This is a genomic window from Variovorax sp. W2I14, from assembly GCF_050435205.1.
GTDB classification, from domain to species: domain Bacteria; phylum Pseudomonadota; class Gammaproteobacteria; order Burkholderiales; family Burkholderiaceae_C; genus Variovorax; species Variovorax paradoxus_C.
Window position 1 is genome coordinate 893,366 of the sequence record NZ_JBNDJX010000001.1, and the last position, 17,671, is coordinate 911,036.

16 protein-coding genes are annotated in these 17,671 nt (G+C 67.0%); 7 read left to right on the forward strand and 9 right to left on the reverse strand.

The genetic code is table 11. The features are described 5' to 3' along the window. Complete coding sequence (paoC, locus tag QF040_RS04210) at positions 1 to 2,211, forward strand: aldehyde oxidoreductase molybdenum-binding subunit PaoC (RefSeq protein ID WP_429609965.1); 2,211 nt, start codon at positions 1 to 3, stop codon at positions 2,209 to 2,211. A 33-nt stretch (positions 2,212 to 2,244) separates the two neighbouring features. Here paoC and QF040_RS04215 read toward each other — a convergent pair whose 3' ends face one another. After that, entirely contained in the window at positions 2,245 to 2,685 is a 441-nt protein-coding gene (locus tag QF040_RS04215) for a MarR family winged helix-turn-helix transcriptional regulator (RefSeq protein WP_429609966.1), read from the reverse strand. A 156-nt stretch (positions 2,686 to 2,841) separates the two neighbouring features. Here QF040_RS04215 and QF040_RS04220 point away from each other — a divergent pair, with 156 nt between their 5' ends. From QF040_RS04220 to QF040_RS04245, 6 genes are all read left to right on the forward strand, one after another. Then, positions 2,842 to 3,579, forward strand: coding sequence for an SDR family oxidoreductase (locus QF040_RS04220; RefSeq protein ID WP_429609967.1), 738 nt, complete (start codon positions 2,842 to 2,844; stop codon positions 3,577 to 3,579). 96 nt (positions 3,580 to 3,675) lie between these two features. Next, positions 3,676 to 4,362, forward strand: coding sequence for a response regulator transcription factor (locus QF040_RS04225; RefSeq protein ID WP_429609968.1), 687 nt, complete (start codon positions 3,676 to 3,678; stop codon positions 4,360 to 4,362). Beyond that, the gene (locus QF040_RS04230; RefSeq protein WP_429609969.1) at positions 4,331 to 5,710 is read left to right on the forward strand and encodes a sensor histidine kinase; all 1,380 of its coding nucleotides are present in this window, start codon (positions 4,331 to 4,333) and stop codon (positions 5,708 to 5,710) included. Before QF040_RS04225 ends, QF040_RS04230 begins: the two co-directional genes overlap by 32 nt. Positions 5,711 to 5,940: 230 nt before the next feature. After that, on the forward strand, positions 5,941 to 6,387 hold the full coding sequence (locus tag QF040_RS04235) for a glycosyltransferase family 2 protein (RefSeq protein ID WP_429609970.1): 447 nt from the start codon (positions 5,941 to 5,943) through the stop codon (positions 6,385 to 6,387). After that, on the forward strand, positions 6,387 to 7,931 hold the full coding sequence (locus QF040_RS04240; RefSeq protein ID WP_429609971.1) for an ArnT family glycosyltransferase: 1,545 nt from the start codon (positions 6,387 to 6,389) through the stop codon (positions 7,929 to 7,931). The genes QF040_RS04235 and QF040_RS04240 overlap by 1 nt, the downstream gene beginning before the upstream one ends. Then, the gene (locus QF040_RS04245) at positions 7,919 to 8,104 is read left to right on the forward strand and encodes a hypothetical protein (protein WP_429609972.1); all 186 of its coding nucleotides are present in this window, start codon (positions 7,919 to 7,921) and stop codon (positions 8,102 to 8,104) included. The genes QF040_RS04240 and QF040_RS04245 overlap by 13 nt, the downstream gene beginning before the upstream one ends. Before the next feature lie 86 nt (positions 8,105 to 8,190). Here the strand turns inward: QF040_RS04245 and QF040_RS04250 are convergent, their stop codons facing one another. The 8 genes from QF040_RS04250 to QF040_RS04285 form a co-directional block, all read right to left on the reverse strand. Continuing rightward, the gene (locus QF040_RS04250; protein WP_429609973.1) at positions 8,191 to 9,135 is read right to left on the reverse strand and encodes an SdiA-regulated domain-containing protein; all 945 of its coding nucleotides are present in this window, start codon (positions 9,133 to 9,135) and stop codon (positions 8,191 to 8,193) included. Positions 9,136 to 9,246: 111 nt separating this feature from the next. After that, on the reverse strand, positions 9,247 to 10,632 hold the full coding sequence (locus QF040_RS04255) for an amidase (RefSeq protein ID WP_429609974.1): 1,386 nt from the start codon (positions 10,630 to 10,632) through the stop codon (positions 9,247 to 9,249). A gap of 64 nt (positions 10,633 to 10,696) precedes the next feature. Continuing rightward, entirely contained in the window at positions 10,697 to 12,346 is a 1,650-nt protein-coding gene (locus tag QF040_RS04260; RefSeq protein ID WP_429609975.1) for a dipeptide ABC transporter ATP-binding protein, read from the reverse strand. Positions 12,347 to 12,348: 2 nt separating this feature from the next. Continuing rightward, positions 12,349 to 13,290, reverse strand: a complete 942-nt coding sequence (locus QF040_RS04265; RefSeq protein ID WP_429609976.1) for an ABC transporter permease — start codon at positions 13,288 to 13,290, stop codon at positions 12,349 to 12,351. A gap of 35 nt (positions 13,291 to 13,325) precedes the next feature. Beyond that, complete coding sequence (locus QF040_RS04270; protein WP_429609977.1) at positions 13,326 to 14,267, reverse strand: ABC transporter permease; 942 nt, start codon at positions 14,265 to 14,267, stop codon at positions 13,326 to 13,328. 123 nt (positions 14,268 to 14,390) lie between these two features. Further along, entirely contained in the window at positions 14,391 to 15,974 is a 1,584-nt protein-coding gene (locus QF040_RS04275; protein WP_429609978.1) for an ABC transporter substrate-binding protein, read from the reverse strand. A gap of 6 nt (positions 15,975 to 15,980) precedes the next feature. Continuing rightward, positions 15,981 to 16,517 carry a MarR family winged helix-turn-helix transcriptional regulator gene (locus QF040_RS04280; protein ID WP_429609979.1) on the reverse strand — a complete coding sequence of 179 codons (537 nt, stop codon included), beginning with the start codon at positions 16,515 to 16,517 and terminating at the stop codon, positions 15,981 to 15,983. A 273-nt stretch (positions 16,518 to 16,790) separates the two neighbouring features. Continuing rightward, positions 16,791 to 17,507, reverse strand: a complete 717-nt coding sequence (locus tag QF040_RS04285) for a Crp/Fnr family transcriptional regulator (protein WP_306876842.1) — start codon at positions 17,505 to 17,507, stop codon at positions 16,791 to 16,793. Positions 17,508 to 17,671: the final 164 nt, after the last annotated feature.

Genomic DNA, 17,671 nt, shown 5'->3' on the forward strand with positions numbered 1-17,671 from the left:
ATGCATTTCGACAAACCTGCGGGCAGCAATCCAATCGACCGGCTCAAGGTCGTGGGCCAACCGGTCACCCGCATCGACGGGCCGCTCAAAACCACCGGCACCGCGACCTACGCCTACGAGAACCGCGACATCGGCGGCAAGCCCGCCTACGGCTTCGTGCTGGGCGCAGCGATTGGCAAGGGGCGGATCTCCAGCATCGATGAGTCGCGTGCCCGGGCGGCGCCGGGCGTCCTCGCGATCGTGACGGCACGCAATGCCGGCAAGCTTGGCGTCGGTGCGTTCTATGTCGATCGCGCGTTGGCGGGGCCGGGCGTGGATCACTACGGGCAGGCTGTGGCCGTGGTCGTCGCCGAGACCTTCGAGCAGGCGCGCGCGGCTGCATCGCTGCTGGACGTGCGTTATGTGCGGGCGCACGGCGCCTTCGATCTGGCCGTGGCCAAGGACATCGCGGTCACACCCAGGGCCGCTGCGTTCGGACCGCCGCCGCAAAGCGGCATCGGCGACTTTGCGGGCGCCTTTGCCGCCGCCCCCGTCACCCTGGACGAGACCTACACCACGCCCGACCAGTCGCACGCGATGATGGAGCCGCACGCCAGCATCGCGGTGTGGCAAGGCGACCGGCTGACCGTGTGGTGTCCGATCCAGCAGCTCAACTGGGGCGCACGCGATCTCGGCCTGATCCTCGGCATTCCCAAGGAAAACATCCGCTTGCTGGCGCCCTACATCGGCGGCGGATTCGGCGGCAAGGGCACCGTGCTGGCCGATACCGTGGCCGCGGCGTTGGCCGCTCGCGCCGTGGGACGACCGGTGAAAGTCGCGCTGACACGGCCGCTGATGTTCAACAGCACGACGCACCGGCCCGCCACGATCCAGCGCATCCGCATCGGCGCGGGGCGCGACGGCAAGATCACCGCCATCGGGCACGAGAGCTGGTCCGGCAACCTGCGCGGCGGCCGCACCGAGGCGGCCACGGCCTCCACGCGCTGGCTCTATGCAGGCGCGAACCGCATGACGCGGCTGCGCCTTGCCGTGCTCGACCTCGGCGAAGGCAACGCCATGCGTGCGCCCGGGGAGGCGCCCGGCATGATGACGCTGGAGATCGCGATGGACGAGATGGCCGAGAAGCTGGGCATCGACCCCATCGAGTTCCGCATCCTCAACGACACGCAGTTCGCGCCGGAAGAGCCGCGGCGGCCGTTCTCCAAACGACAACTGGTCGAATGCCTGCGCGTGGGCGCCGAGCGCTTCGGTTGGCGCCAGCGGCAATCGAAAACCGGCGTGGTGCGCGACGGACAGTGGCTGGTCGGCATGGGCGCGGCGGCTGCGATCCGCGGTGCGCCGATTGCGAAGTCCGCCGCGCGGGTGCGGCTCGACGGTCAGGGCGTCGTCACGGTGGAAACCGACATGACCGATCTCGGCACGGGCAGCTACACCATCATTGCGCAGACCGCGGCAGAGATGATGGGCGTTCGCCTCGATCAAGTCGTCGTGCGGCTCGGCGACAGCCGTCTTCCGGAGTCACCTGGCTCCGGCGGCCAGTGGGGCGCTGCGTCGGCGACGTCCGGCGTGTACGCGGCGTGCGTGAAGCTGCGCGAGACGGTGGCGCAGAAACTCGGCTTCACTGCCACCGGCATCGAGTTCGTCGATGGGCACGTGCAGTCCGGCGAACGCCGCGTGCCGCTCAAGGACGCTGCCGCGCAAGGCGAACTCGTGGCCGAGGACGAGATGACCTACGGCGACCTGTCGAAGCAATACGCCCACCAGACCTTCGGCGCGCACTTCGTGGAACTGGGCGTTCACGCCTTCACCGGCGAGATCCGGCTTCGGCGGATGCTGGCCGTGTGCGCGGCGGGCCGCATCCTGAACCCGAAACTGGCCCGCAGCCAGGTCATCGGCGCAATGGTGATGGGCGCGGGTGCGGCGTTGATGGAAGAACTGGTGGTGGACCCGCGCGCCGGCTGCTTCATCAACCACGACCTCGCTGCCTACGAGGTGCCCGTGCATGCGGACATCCCGCAGCAGGACGTGATCTTCATCGACGAGGTGGACGACACGATGTCGCCGATGAAGGCCAAGGGCGTCGGCGAACTGGGCCTGTGCGGCGTGGCGGCTGCCATCGCCAACGCGGTCTACAACGCGACGGGGGTGCGCGTGCGCGACTACCCGATCACGCTGGACAAGTTCCTGGACCGGTTGCCGGTTCAGGTCTGAAAGAGCACCGCGCAGGCTGGCCGTTGACAGCGGTCAGCTCGCCTCGTCTTCTTCCGTGTCTTGCTCCAGCTTCTGCCGCAGCGACGCCATGATCGTTTGCATCGTCTTGATGTCGTCCACGGCAATCCCGTCCGACAGGCTGTTGATCCACGGCGCCTGCAAGGCCATGGCATCGGTGTAGACCTGTTTTCCTCTCTCGGTCAGGACGACCAGTTGCGCCCGCCGGTGGTGAGGATTGGCCTCGAACGCGACGAGATTTTCTTTCTCGAGGTCGTTGACTATCCGTTGCACGTTCTGCCGATTGGCGCCCAGGTTGCGGGCAAGCCAGGCCACCGGCTGCGGGTGTTCGCCCTTGAAGATGGTGCCGAGGATCTGCCAGCGGGCGCTCGTGAGCCCGAGCGGCGCGACCAGCCGGTCGCCGGCCGTCAGCAGGCGGCTGTTGAGCCTGAACAGCTCGAGCATCAAGCCGCTCATTGCTTCTCCGGCGGGGGTTCGCTTCGTTTTTGCCATACGTCTCTATCAAGCTTTATTGACAACATGATGTCATGTTGGCATCATTCAATCCTATCAGGACGGCGCCGAGAGCCATCGAGTGCGATGGACCGGTGCCCGTTTTCAAAGGACCAGAGCATGACATTGCGGGACAGCACGATCCTCGTTACCGGAGGCTCCAGCGGCATCGGATTCGCGCTTGCGCAAGGACTGCTTGCGCGCGGCAATCGCGTCATCGTCTGCGGCCGGGGCGAAGAGGCACTGGCCCGCGCGCAGGCGATCGAGCCGGCGCTGATCACGCGAGTCTGCGATGTCACCAACGCCGAGAGCAGAAGGGCGCTGGTCGAGTGGATCGCTGCCGAGCATCCGGACCTGAGCGTCGTCTTCAACAACGCCGGCGTTCAATCGCGCCGCAGCTTCACCGGCGATCACGCGCTGGACGGCCTGGAGCAGGAAGTCGCGATCAATTTCACCGCGCCGGTGCAGCTCATCGGCGAGCTCCTGCCGCAGTTGCGGAGGCAAGCGCGCGCTGTCATCGTCAACGTCACGTCGGGCCTGGCTTTCGCGCCGATCGCCGATGTGCCCGTGTACTGCGCCACCAAGGCCGCGCTCCATTCGTTCACGCTCAGCTTGCGGCATCAACTTCGCCACACCGCGATCAAGGTCGTGGAACTGGCTCCGCCCATCGTCGACACCGCTCTGGGCGGCGACACGCGCAGCGACGGCACGAAGAGCGCCGGAATGATGAGCCCGGATGCGTTTGCGGCCGAAGCGCTGAAGCTACTGGACGAAGACCGCGACGAAGTGCTGATCGGCCAGGCGGTCGGTACGCGCCAGCATGGCGAGGCGCTGTTCCAGCGCATGAATGGCAGCTGAGCCGATACCGACCGATTTCTGCCGCCGCGCCATCCCTTGCTTGTCAACGCGACATGAGCGTCGGCGTGCGCTCCCGAGCTTTCCGCTTCACTGTCGATGAATCGCATTCTCCTGGTCGAGGACCATGAACGGCTGGCCCGGCTCACATGCGGCGGGCTCGAAGCGGCAGGCATTGCAGCCGACGTCGTTCATCGCGGCGACGACGCATGGGCAGCCCTGCAGCAGGAGCCCTACGGTGCGCTGGTGCTCGACCGGGGACTGCCCGATGGCGACGGGCTCGCCCTGCTGCAACGCCTGCGTGCGCGTGGCGTCGGCGTGCCGTGCCTCGTGTTGACGGCGCGCGATGCCTTGCGCGACCGGGTGGAGGGGCTCGAGTCCGGCGCCGACGACTACCTCGCCAAGCCATTCGCGATGGACGAAATGGTGGCCCGCGTGCGGGCACTGCTGCGCCGCCCGATGGTGTGCCGGCCGCTCGATCCCGCGCTCGGCGATCTCCAGCTGAAACCCGCCGATGGAAGCGTCTGCTGCGGTGAGGAGCGCATCTCGCTGGCACCCGCGGAGATGCAGATCCTGCTTCTCCTGATGCACAACGACGGCGAGACGGTGCGCCGCGCCGCGCTGGAAGCGGCTGCGTGGGGATTGGGCGAAGCCGTCACGCCGAATGCGCTCGACGTGGCACTGCACCGGCTTCGCCGGAAACTCCTCGCCATCGGCTCGCGCCAGCGGGTCGTCAACGTGAGAGGGTTGGGCTATGCGCTTCGCGAAGCCGGCGTGGCTGCATAGCCTGAGCCTGAAGATCCTGCTGGCGTTCGTGCTCGGCGTGGTGCTGAGCATCGTGTTGATCGCATCGATCGCCATCACAGTGCTGACGGTGCGCAGCGATCTGCTGTTCGTTGCCGATCTGGTGGGACGCGCGGAAGAGCTCGCGGGCGCATTGCAGTTCGACGACACGGGAACACCCGTCGGATTCGATGCGCGCGAAAGCGGTGCGGACTGGATGTACGAGAGCCTCCGGCAAGAGGTGGCCTACCGCGTCCTCGATGCTTCCGGCAAGGCCGTGATGTCGTCCGCTTCGGTCGAAGCGTTCTGGGGGGGCGCGGCATGGCCGGCCGAACGCGGTTATTTCAGGTTCGAGCACAGCGGGATGCCGATACACGGCGCCACCGTGCCGGTGGAACACGCCGGCCGGACGTGGTTCCTGCAGTTCGCCGCGAGCACACGGTTTGGAGATCTCGTGCATCGGCATTTCGTGCTGCCGTTCGTGGCCGCCGGGATCGGCGTGTTCAGCCTCGTCCTGCTCATCGTGTTCGGTGCGTGCGCATACCTGGTTCTCGGCTACACGCTCAAGCCGCTGCGAAACGTGGCGGCTTCCGCAGCGGCGATTGCCCCGAGGTCCATCCATGCCCGGCTGCAGGCCGCTGGCGTTCCGTCCGAGATCGTGCCGCTGGTGGAGAGCTTCAATCGCGTGCTCGAGCGGCTGGAGTACGGGTTTCGCATTCAGCAGGAGTTTCTTGCGACGGCGGCGCATGAATTGAAGACGCCGCTCGCATTGATCCGCGCGCAAATCGAACTGAGCGAGCCGGGCGCTGGCCGCGGCGCGTTGCTGAAAGATGTCGAACACATGGCGCGGCAGGTGCAGCAACTGCTGCACCTGGCCGAGGCCAGCGAGGTCGAGAACTACAGCTTCGCGCAAGTCGATGTGCGGGAGGTTGCCGAAGAGAGCGTCGCCTACCTGGAGCGCATGGCCCACGCGGCGGATGTGCATCTTTCAGTCCGGTTGCACAGCAAGGCGGTTCACTGGACCGCCGACCGGGGTGCGCTCTTCACGGTGCTGAAGAACCTCATGGAGAACGCGATCCAGCACGCACCGCGAGGCACCGAGGTCGCGGTCGAGGTGGGCGCCGAGGCCATGGCGGTTCGGGACTGGGGACCGGGCGCCGATCCAGAACAGCGCGCGAAGATGTTCACGCGCTTCTGGCGCGGCGCCCATCGGCGCGACCATGGTGCCGGCCTGGGTCTCGCCATCTGCCAGGAAATCGCGCAGGCGCATGGATGGACGCTGTCCGCTGAGGACGCCGAACCGGGCATGAGGTTTGTGCTGGCCCGTTCGGGGGCACAAGCGCGCCCGTAGCTTTGCAACGGGCGGGGCAGGGCCGGTAAGTCGCCGGAAAGTCTGACAGACGGAGGATGCAGAAATCCTGTTGCCCTGGTGCGATTTCAATGCTTCATTCTGTCGGCTCAAGTTCCCCTTATCGCGCGCGCGCTGATCGGTTCTATTCGCCTGGCCGCACGGTGGGGGGGCCGTCAACAAGCGCCGTGTGGGCTCAGCGGGGGAGGCCGACCCCGCGTCCTGCCCCCGCGGTGACGCTCAGCGTCGTGGTTCCGGTGTTCAACGAGGAGGCGGTGCTGGTCGAATGCCTGCGGCGCCTGGCCGCCGTGCTGGCGGGCCTTGGCGTGACGTACGAAATCATCTACGTCGACGATGGAAGTACCGACCAGACCATCCATCTGCTCAAGCGCCTGCAGCGCAGCCACTCCGGAATCTCCTATGCGCGCCTCACCCGGAACTTCGGCAAGGAAGCGGCAATGAGCGCAGGACTGAAACTCGCAACCGGCGAGGCGGTGGTGGTCATCGACGCCGATCTGCAGGACCCTCCCGAGTTCCTTCCCGACATGGTCGCTGCATGGCGCGGCGGTGCCGACGTGGTGAACATGAGGCGGAGCGTGCGCCTGGGCGAATCCTGGTGGCATGAGCCGGCGATGGCGGCGGCGCCGCTGTCGAAATCCAGATCGGGCGCGGTTCGCTGATGTCGCGTTTTCTGACCGACACCCGGCAGGCGCTGGGCACGGCGACCACCTGCGTCCTCGTCTTTTTCGTTGCGCTGCGCCTGGTGTCGCTGGCGGGCTATCCGCTGATGGACACCACCGAGGGACGCTATGGCGAGATCGCGCGAAAGATGGCCGAGCGCGGGGACTGGATCACGCCGTGGTTCACCGACGGCATGCCGTTCTGGGGCAAGCCGCCGCTGGCTTTCTGGCTGTCCGCGGGGAGCATGCGGATCTTCGGTATCAACGAGTTCGCCGCGCGGCTGCCTCACTTTCTCATGGCCGTTGCGATTGCCGGACTCACGTACGACTGGGCGCGGCGCGCCGGGATGCGGCGGCCCGCCTATGTGCTGCCCTTGCTCGGCACCACGGTCCTGTTCTGGACGGTCTCCGGCGCCGTGACCACAGACATGGCGCTGTGCCTGGGCACGGTGCTGTCGATGCGCAGTTTCTGGTTGGCGCTGCAAGGGCCGGCCGGGCACCGCGAGCGCGAGGCATGGCTGTTCATCGCCGGACTCTGGATCACTCTCCTGGCGAAGGGACCTGTGGGATGCGCGCTGATCCTGCTGCCTGCCGGCGCCTGGGCGCTGTGGACCGGGCAGCTGCAAAGGGTGTGGCAGGCCGTGCCGTGGATGCGAAACGGCGTGCTGCTGCTGGCGCTTGCCGCGCCCTGGTATGTGCTCGCCGAAACGCGCACGCCCGGTTTCCTGGACTACTTCTTCATCGGCGAGCACTGGAGCCGGTTCGTCGTTTCGGGATGGCAGGGCGACCGCTACGGTTCGGCGCATGCCTTTCCCCGCGGCACCATCTGGCTCTTCCTGGTCGGCGCCTTTCTTCCCTGGAGCATCCTGGTGCCGCTTGCCATCTGGCGTGCGCGGCGCGGGAGGACAAGTCCGCCGGCAGACGGCGCGGACGCGGATGCGCGGCGGTCGATCGTCTTCTATCTGCTGGCCTGCGGTCTCGCGCCGGGCGTGATCTTCACGGCGTCCGGCAACATCCTCTGGACCTATGTGCTTCCAGGCCTGCCGCCATTGGTCTTGTTGGCCGCGCTCTGGTTGAGCGATCGCGACGACGGCGGTGCGCGCCGGCTGCTGTTTGCAGGAACGCTCGTCGCCACGGTGCTGTTTGCGGGATGGTTGTTCGATCTCACCGCAGGCGGCCGTGCCGAAGCCAAATCGGCCAAGGCCGTGGTGCAGCTGTACCGCGCCCAGCTGCGGCCGGAAACGCCGCTGGCGTTCGTGCAGGAGCGCATGTTCTCCGCTGCGTTCTATTCAGGTGGGCGCGCACTGCAGATTGCCGATCCGCGGCGGGTTGCGGACAAGCGGCCGGAGCAGGCGCTGTTCATTGCAGTACCGCATTCGGCTCTCGGGCAACTGCCCCAGGGTGTATTGCCATGCCTGCAAGTCGCAGGCGACGCCGGCAACTACCGCCTTTTTCTGCGCACGCCGTGCACCGCGCCGTGCCTTGCCATGAAGTCGCACGGCGACGCCCTCCAGGGGGCATGGGTCACTGCATGGAGGAACTGACGCTCTTCCTGTTCCTGTGGATCGCCATGGGACCCGCCTGTCCGTGGCTGGTGTCCGCCGCGGTTGCCGTCGCCGTGGGCGCACCCTGGCTGTGCCTGGGCTTGCTGGGCTGGCCGAGCCTGGCCGAGCGGCGCTCGCCGCCATGCTGGCCCACGCGCTCGCAGCGGCGATGAGCATGCGATCGTGCGCGATACCGGCATTGGGGTCTTGAGCGGCAATGCGTTGGCTCTGCGGCAGCGCGCGCCGACACCCAGTCTTTCTATTTTGGCGAAGGCGAAGGCGAAGGCGCCGTCGCGGACACGCGCTCGAAGCGGTAGAACAGATTGGGCTCGGACAGCAGGTAGAGCTTGCCGTCCGGCCCCACCGCGACGCCCTCGGGCTGCGGCACCTTGCGCTGCAGGCCGTTGAATCCGCGCCACAGCGGCAGCATGCTGACCGGGCGCCCGTCCGCCGCGTATTCCACGATCAGCGCCGACTCGTCGCTCAGGAGCAGCAGATGCCCGGTCTCGTCATGCACCGTGACCGACGAAAGATCGCTCATGAACAGCGAGGCCGCGCGCGAGGATTTCCATTCGCTGATGTCGATGTTGAAGCCCGCGGAGGGCGTAGCCGGGTCCAGCCCGGTGATCATCAGCACGCGCATCGGCAGCTTCTCGCGGACCACGTACAGGCGCTTGTGCACGCTGTCCCAGGACACGCCTTCGAAGCTGCTGTTGTGCAGCTTGTCGATGCCGATGCCCAGGCTCGGCCGGCCGGCCACCGACACCCGCTGCGTATCGCGGCCGATCTGCACCCAGTAGATGCGGTGGCTGTCCTCGTCCGAGATCACATAGCTGTCGCCCTGCACGTAGGTGATGCCCTCGGGGTCCTTGACGCCGTCGAGCGCGACGACGCGCAGCAGCCGGCCTTCGGTGGTGAGCTCCGCGATCTGCGGCGGGCGGTTGATGACCGTGAAGAGGGTGCCGGTTTCGGTGTTGAAGGTCAGGCCCGAGGCGTTGCGGGTCAGGCCCTGGATCGGCATTCCCTCGACCGCTACCCGGTAGCCCGGCAGCCACAGCGAGTTGCCCGCCCATTGCGATGCGCCCAGCGTGGTGCTCAGCCAGTAATAGCCGAGGGCCAGGAGCTTGAAATACCAGATGAAGAGAGCGCCAAGGCCGAGGACGAAGGCGTAGAGGAGGGCTTTGCGGGGACTCGGACGGCTCATGCGTCCGAGTCTAGGGGCTTCGAAAGCGGCGGGATGCCGCTCGGTGGCTGCGTCGGCTGCCCGGGCCTTCGCTGTTTGTGCGTCTACGCCGCAGGGCAATGCCTCAGCCCATCACACGGGCTCTGGCCACGGCGCCTGTGCCCCCCGCACGGACTCGTAGAACGCAGCCATCTGCAGCACCCCCAAGTCGTCGAACCGGCGCCCGGCGATCTGCAGGCCGATGGGCAGGCCGCTTGCGGCGTAGCCGCAGTTGATCGATGCCGCGGGCTGCTCCGACTGGTTGAACACCGAGGTGAAGTGCGAGTCCTTCAGCGGATTCTCCGGACCGCTGTTGATGGCCTCTGCTGCGAAGGGCAGCACCGGCGACACGGGCGACAGCACGTAGTCGTACGGCTGCGTGGCGGCGACGGTCGCCGCGCGCAGCGCCTGCATCCGCATGAAGGCTCGGAAGGTTTCCTCGGGCGAGAGCGAGCCTGCGAACTCGCCCGCCGCATGGATGTAGTCCGCTGCCAGCTTGGCGCGTTCCACCGGCATCGCGGCCAGATCGACGCGGCAGCGCATGGTGAAGAAGTGCGCCATGCCCATGCGCATCTCCAGCGTGGTCCAGTCGGCGAGCGGCTCCACGATGGCACCGGCCTGCTCGAAGAGGCGCGCCGCGGCGAGCACGGCTTCCTTCACCTCGGGGTCGATCGGCCAGCCACCCGCGGTGTCGGTCCACAGGCCGATGCGCAGGCCCCGCACGTCGCGGCCGAGGTGCTCCCACGCGATGTCTTGCGCCGGCAGGCTCATGTAGTCGCGCGGGTCGGGGCGCGAGACCACCTTCATCAGCAGCGCGGCGTCGGCGACGGTGCGCGTCATCGGGCCGATCACGCGTGCGGCTGCCGGCGGGTCGACCGGAATCCGTCCATGGCTGGGCTTGAGTCCGAACACGCCGCAGAAATTGGCGGGAATGCGCACCGAGCCGCCGATGTCGGTGCCCAGGTGCAAGGGGCCGTAGCCCGCTGCTGCGGCCGCGCCCGCGCCGGAGCTGGAGCCGCCGGTGTTCTTGCTGAGGTCCCAGGGGTTGCGCGTGAGCGCATGAAAGCTCGACGGGGCCGCACCGAGAAAGCCGAAGTCCGGCATCGTCGTCTTGGTGACGATGACCGCGCCCGCTTCGCGCAGGCGCGCAGCCGCAGGCGCATCCGCCGCGGCCGGCGACAGCACCGTGGCGGCGCTGCCGATCGGCGATGGCGTGCCGCGCGTGGCGATGTTTTCCTTGAGCGTGACCGGCACGCCGTCGAGCTCGCCCTGCGGCGTGCCCTGGGTCCATCGTGCTTCGGAAGCCTTCGCCGAGGCGAGGGCCGCGTCGGCATCCAGCGCGTAGGTGGCGTGGATGCTCGGCTCCCAGCGCTCGATGCGCGCCAGCACGGCCTGCGTCACGTCGACGGGAGAGAGGGTGCGGGCGCGATAGCGCTCGAGCAGTTGAATGGCGCTGAGGGCGTACAGGGGTGTGTCCATGATGTTGTTTCTGTTTGCGGGTCGGGAATGTTGTTGATCGGGGCCAGGGGCCGATGCGCGCGCATCAACCCTGGCCGAATGCGTAGCCCTGACCAGGGGCCGCGGCCAACAGGGAGCGGGTGTAGGCCTCGCGCGGCGACAGAAGCACGGCGCGCGCGGTGCCTTGTTCGACGATGCGGCCTTTGTGCATGACGATGAGGCGGTCGCAGATCTGGCTGGCCACGCGCAGGTCGTGCGTGATGAAGAGGATGCCGATGGACAGGCGCTGCTGGATCTCCGCGAGCAGCTTGAGGATCTGGTCCTGCACGGAAACGTCGAGCGCCGAAACAGCTTCGTCGGCGATCAGCACCTGGGGCTCGCAGGCCAGTGCGCGTGCGATGCACAGGCGCTGCCGCTGGCCGCCGGAGAACTCGCTCGGATAGCGGTGCAGCACCTCGGGCTTCAGCCGCACGAGGTCCATCAGTTCTTCGGCACGCTTCCAGGCCTTCTCGGGAGAGAGCCCGAAATTCACCGGCCCTTCGATGATCGATTGGCCGACCGTGCGACGCGGATTCAGCGAGCGGTTGGGGTCCTGGAACACGACCTGCACCATGCGCCGGAACGCCGAGAGTCGTGCGCGCGGCGCGTGCTGCGCTTCGAGGTGGGGCACCCAGACCTCGCCGCCCGTCGGCTCGATCAGCCGCGCGATGCAGCGCGCCACGGTGGACTTGCCCGAGCCCGACTCGCCCACGATGCCCACGGTTTCGCCGGCGTGCAGCTGGAGTGACACATCGGTCGCCGCATGCACCGTGCGGCGCTTGCCGGGCCACGAGCCGGAGCGGTAGGTCTTGGTCACACCACGTGCGTCGAGCAGCGGCGGTGCGTCCGCGACGGGAGGGCGCGAGGCGGGTTCGATGCGCGGCACGGCGTCGAGCAGCATGCGCGTGTACGGCTCTTTCGGCCGGCGCAGCACGTCGTCCTTCGGTCCGCTTTCGACCTGGCGGCCGAGCTGCAGCACCACGACATGGTCCGCGATGTCCGCGACCACGCCGAAGTCGTGCGTGATGAACAGCACCGCCGTGCCGTTCTCCTGCTGCATCTCGCGGATGAGCGACAGGATCTCGGCCTGCGTGGTCACGTCCAGCGCGGTGGTCGGCTCGTCGCAGATCAGCAGCGCGGGGCGCAGGATGAGCGCTATGGCAATCACGATGCGCTGCCGCTGTCCGCCGGAGAGCTGATGCGGGTAGGCGTCGTAGATGCGTTCGGGCTCCGGCAGCTTGACGCGCGCGAAGATGGCCAGCACCTTCTGCCTGCGCTCCGCGGCGCCGAGCGCTGTGTGCTCGGCCAGCATCTCGTCGACCTGCGCGCCGCAGCGCATCACCGGGTTCAGCGCCGTCATGGGCTCCTGGAACACCATGGCCATGCGGGCACCGCGCCATGCGCGCAGGCGTGCGGCGTCGGCCACAAGAACGTTCTCGCCCAGCACCTCGATGCGTCCGCCCGAAGGCTTGAGCGCATCGGGCAGAAGTCCCATCACGGCCTGGGCGATCACTGATTTGCCGGAGCCCGATTCGCCCAGCAGGCACACGACCTGGCCGGGCATCACGTCGAAGGAAACACCGTGTACGGCATGCGGCCGGTCCGCGCCTTCGGGCAGGTCGATGCACAGGTCGCGCACGACAAGGCAGGGCGATCCGGCGGCAGGCCGGGGAGTGGAAAGAAGCGTGCGTGCCATGGTCAGCTCCCGCGCTTGTTGAACTTGGGATCGAGCGCATCGCGCAGGCCGTCGCCCAGCATGTTCACCGCCAGCACCGTGGCCGCGAGAAAGACGCCGGGCAGCAGCACGGTCGACGGGTGCGACGTGAAATACGCGCGGCCCTCCGACATGATGTTTCCCCAGGTCGGCACGTCGGAAGGCAGGCCGATGCCGAGGAACGACATCACCGCTTCCGCCAGCATGGCGGCCGCGCAGACGAAGGTGCCCTGCACGATCAGCGGCGCCACCGTGTTGGGAAGGATGTGGCGCAGCATCAGCTTCCAGGCGGGCGTGTCCAGCGCGATGGCCGCCTCGACATACGGCTCCTCGCGAACCGACAGCACGACCGAGCGCACCAGCCGCGCCACGCGCGGTGTCTCGGGAACGACGATGGCGAGGATCACCGTCCACAGGCTGGGCCGCCAGACCGCGACGAGCACGATGGCGAAGAGGATGCCGGGGATCGCCATCACTCCGTCCATCACTCGCATGATCGTTCCGTCGAGCCGGCGAAAGTAGCCGGCGACCATGCCCACCAGCATCCCGAGCGCGATCGAGCCCAGTGCGACCGCCACGCCCACCGACAACGAAATGCGCGCGCCATAGGCCGTGCGGCTCCAGATGTCGCGGCCCATGCTGTCGGTGCCCATCGGGAAGAAGCGCTGGAAGCTGTCGCCGGCCAGCGTCGTGAATTCGGCATGCGCGCCCGGCGACAGGTGCGAGTTGGCCGGGTCCATCGCGTTGGGGTCGATGGTGTAGAGCCATGGCGCCGCGACCGCCAGCACCACCATGAAGCACAGGAGCACGCTGCCCATGCGCACGGCGGCGTTTGCGAAGACACGGCGTAGGAGGGAGGGTTTGCGGCGGTGCGGCGCGGCCGCCGCCGTCTCCACCGTATCCGCCGGCAAGGAAATCGAAGTCATGAAAAGGGTCTCCGAAAGAAAGAGGGGCGCGTGCGTCAGTAGCGGATGCGCGGATCGAGCAGCAGGTAGCTGAGGTCCACCAGCAGGTTCACGACCACGTAGACGAGCGAGAAGAAGAGGGTGATGCCCTGGATGAGCGGGTAGTCGCGCGATAGCACCGCGTCCACCGTCAGTTGGCCGAGGCCGGGGATGGCGTAGATGGTTTCGGTCACCACCACGCCCCCGATGAGCCCGGCCACGCTCAGGCCGATGATGGTGGCGATCGGCACGGCTGCATTCGCGAGCGCGTGGCGAATCAGCATGCGCCGCTCGGAGATGCCCTTGGCGCGCGCGGTGCGCACGTAGTCTTCGGTCAGCGCTTCGGAAACCGCCGCGCGCGTGACCCGCGCGATCAGCGCCGCATACATCACGGCCAGCGTGACGCAGGGCAGCACCAGGTTGCGCAGCCACGGGCCGACGCCTTCGCCGATGCGGTTGTAGCCCTGCGACGGCAGCCAGCCCAGCTGCATCGAGAACAGCCAGATCATCAGGTAGCCCGCGACGAACACCGGCACCGAAAAGCCCAGGACCGACGCGCTCATGATGAAACGGTCGAGCCGGCCGCCGCGCTGTGAAGCCGCCAGCACGCCCAGCGGCACGGCGATGAGCACGGTGAGCACAACGGTCACGGCGGCCACCGACAGCGTGGGCTCCAGCCGTTGGCCGATCAGCTCGGTCACGGTCATCTTGTAGAAATAGGAATAGCCCAGGTCCCCACGCAGCACGTGGCCCAGCCAGCCGAAGAACTGGCTGACGACCGGCGCGTCCAGGCCGAGCTGCGCGCGGATGCGCTCGATGTCATGCACGGTGGCGCCATCGCCCGCGATGGCTGCCGCCGGATCGCCGGGCGTCATGCGCAGCAAAAGAAAGACGATGACGGCCACGATCAGGAGCACGGGCGCCGTGGCCAGGCCGCGCCGCAACAGGAAGTTGAGCATGTGAGAAGGTCTCGTTCGAGCGATGGATCGGCTGGCGCGGGCAGAGGAATTCCCCGACCGGCTGCAACGGGTGCAACCGGTCAAACGCCTCGATGACAGAGAGAGAGAAAGAAAGGGCGGTGCCTAGTTCTTGCGCACGTTCCAGTACAGGACGGCGGGCGAGGGCAGCAGGCCGCTCACCACACCGCGGCGCACGGCGGTGGGCGCCTTGCCTTCGCCCAGCGGCGCAATCACACCGCCTTCGAGCACGCGAAGCTGGATCTGTGTCGCGATGTCCTTGCGCTGCGCGAAGTCGGCGGTTTCGATGAATCGCGTCTTCAGCTTTTCCAGCTCGGGATCGACGGGCCAGCCGAAGTAGCCCTGGTCGCCGTTGCCGGTCAGCGGGCTGTAGGTGATGGGGCTGCTGGCATCCACGCCGCCCCAGAAGGTGATGAAGGCATTCCAGCCGCCGCTTTCCGGCGAGTCCTTCTTGGTGCGGCGCGTCACGAGCGTGGCCCAGTCGGTGGTCTGCACGTCGACGTTGAAGCCCACCTGCTTGAGCAGTTGCCCGTAGATGGCGGGCAGCTTGTTCAACGCCGGCGCATCGCCTGGCAGCAGGATGACGACAGGCTTGCCGTCGTAGCCCGATTCCTTGAGCAGCTTGCGGGCTTCCTCGAACTGCGGCTTGCCGGTGAAGAAGCCCGTCTTGTCGCTCGCATAGACCGAGCCGCACAGGTAGATCGAAGTGCAGGGCTTGTAGAAGTCGCGGAAGGTGGCCTGGGCGCGCAGCATCGCTTCCTGGTTGATGGCGAGCATGGCGGCCTTCCGCGCCTTCGGGTTGTTGAAGGGCGCGACCTTGTGGTTGTAGATCACGGTGAACGGGCCCGCGGGCATCACGTCCACCAGCTCGATCTTCTGGTTGGTGCGCATGTCGGTGTAGCCGGAGGAGGGCACGGTCTCGAGCATGTCGACCTCGCCGTTGAGCAGGGCGTTGACCTGCGTCTGCGGGTCGCGCAGCAGCACCCATTCGACGCGGTCCAGTTTCACCACCTTGCCGCCCACGAGGCCCGAGGGCGCTTCCTTGCGTGGCACGTACGCGGTGTTCTTGCGGTAGATCACGCGGTCGCCGGGGCGAAAGTCCGCCTTGGCGAGGGTGAACGGGCCGGAGCCGATCATCTCTTCGATCTGCTTGTCGGCGGGCGTTTCCGCCACGCGCCTGGGCATGATGAATGGCACCAGCGGATTGGGCTTGCCCAGCGCATCGAGCACCACGCCGAAGGGCTGCTTGAAGGTCATGCGAAAGCCATTGGGGCCTTCCGCGGTGATGCTGTCCATCGCCTCGTACATCTTCTGGCCGAGCGTGTCGCGCTTGGCCCAGCGGGCGAGCGAGGCGATCACGTCCTGCGAGGTGACGGGTGCGCCGTCGTGAAACTTCAGGCCCGGGCGCAGGGTGAAGGTCCAGACCTTGTTGTCTGGGCTTGCGGTGTATTTGTCCACCATTTGCGGCTTGATCGCGCCCTTTTCGTCCATGCCGAAAAGCGTGTCGTAGATCATGAGCCCGTGGTTGCGCGTGATGTTGGCGGTGGTCCAGATCGGGTCGAGGATCTTCAGGTCCGACGAAGGCACGGTGCGCAGCACGGTCTCCGCAGAGGCCGCGGCCGAAAACGAGAGCGCCAATGCCGGCAGGGCGGCCGCGAACGCGCGGCGCAGCGAGAGTGGAATAGCCATGAAGCCTTATTTCTTTCGGGAGGTGCCAGAGGGAGGTGGTGAAGAGGAATCCGCAGCCTTGCTTTCGCGCAGTTGGGTCAGCAGAAATTCGAAGACGTCGCGCGAACCCGCTTCCGCATCGATGATCTTGTTCAGGATGCGGTGCAGGGCGGCGACTTCGGCCACGGTGAGGCAATCGAGAAAGCGGGCTTCCATTTCCCGCCCGATGGGCTCGGCCTGCAGCACGAGATCGATGCCGGAAGGCGTGAGGCACAGGTGGATCTGACGCGCGTCTTCGCTGCCGATCTGGCGCTGCACCAGCTCGCGCTGCACCAGCGAGCCCACGAGCTTGGAGACCAGCGTTTTCTCGATGGCGCAGGTCTGCACCAGCTGGCCCATCGTGATGCCGGGTGCGCCGCCGATCATGCGAAGCAGCCGCACATCTCGGATCGAGAGGCCGACTTCGATCTCGTACACGCGGGAACCACGATCCCTTGTTCGCTCGGAGGCCAGGTCGAGCAGGACGTTGATGTAGTCGGTTTTCAGTTCGAGTGGTGCGTGCATGGCCGGATGAAAGAAATATTCAATAGTTGAAGTATTCAACTATCTAGGGTGCTTATGCAAGCACTGGGCCAGGTGACGAGGGAAATCACCTACGAGCGACGCTGTCGAGGTGAAGAGAGATGAAGCGCTGCTCTTTTCGAGGTCAAGCCAATCACATTGGCTGCCGTCATGAGGCACGCGCTTGGTGCGGCGCGTGCACCAGAATGCCGGCCAGCTTTGCGGCGGGTTCGCCTGAACCTCGAGCGCGCGGGTCTGCGGCCAGTCTTGCCCGGCCTATCGGCGCGCGTACGCCGTCGCCACCGATTCGGTCTCGCCGAGATAGCCACGCAGCCCGGCGAGATCGAGCACCTCGACACCGCCATGCTCCACGCGCAGCAGCCCTGCGCGTTCGAGCTCGTGTAGCGCCCGGTTCGCGCGCTGGCGTGAGACGGCGGACAAGAGGCCGATCTCGTCCTGGCTCAGTCGCACGAAGCTGCTGGTCTGCGGATAGAGCACCGGGTCGAACAGGCTGGCGAGGCAGCGCGCGACACGCGCATCGGGGCCGAGCAATCTGTCGAACTCCATGAGGCCGATGAACAGGCTCAGGCGCGCGTTGATGTGCGACAGCAGGAACCGGTTGAATTCGATGTTCGTCGAGAGCAGCCGCTCGAAGGTGTGGCGCGGCACGCAGGCCAGGCGGGTCGGCCGCATGGCCACGCCGTCGTAGCGCCACGGGCCGGGCTTGAGCAGCGAACCTTCGCCGGCCCAGCCGCCGGTGGTCACGCCGGTGAACGTGGAAACGCGGCCGTCGGCCAGCGAGACCGACATCTTCACCAGACCTTCGATGATGCCGATCCAGAGATCGGCGGGTTCGCCGCGGCGCAGCGCGAAACCGCCGGCCGGCACCTCGCGCTCGTGCGACTCGCGGATCACGCGGTCGAGCTCTTCGGCCGTCAGGGTCTGTGCCCACAGGCTCTCGCGGAGCATGGTTTCCATGGCGTTCGACGACATACGTGCTTTCCTTGCTCGCTTGCTTGCTTTTCAGCTGGCTGGCTTGCTCACCTCACTCCTCCACCCGCGTGGGCCTGCATGGAAAGGCCCGCGGATCCGTGCGTAAGAAATGTCTTTGAAACGACACCCTTGGCGAAACGATCATGACATATTGACTCCTGTTC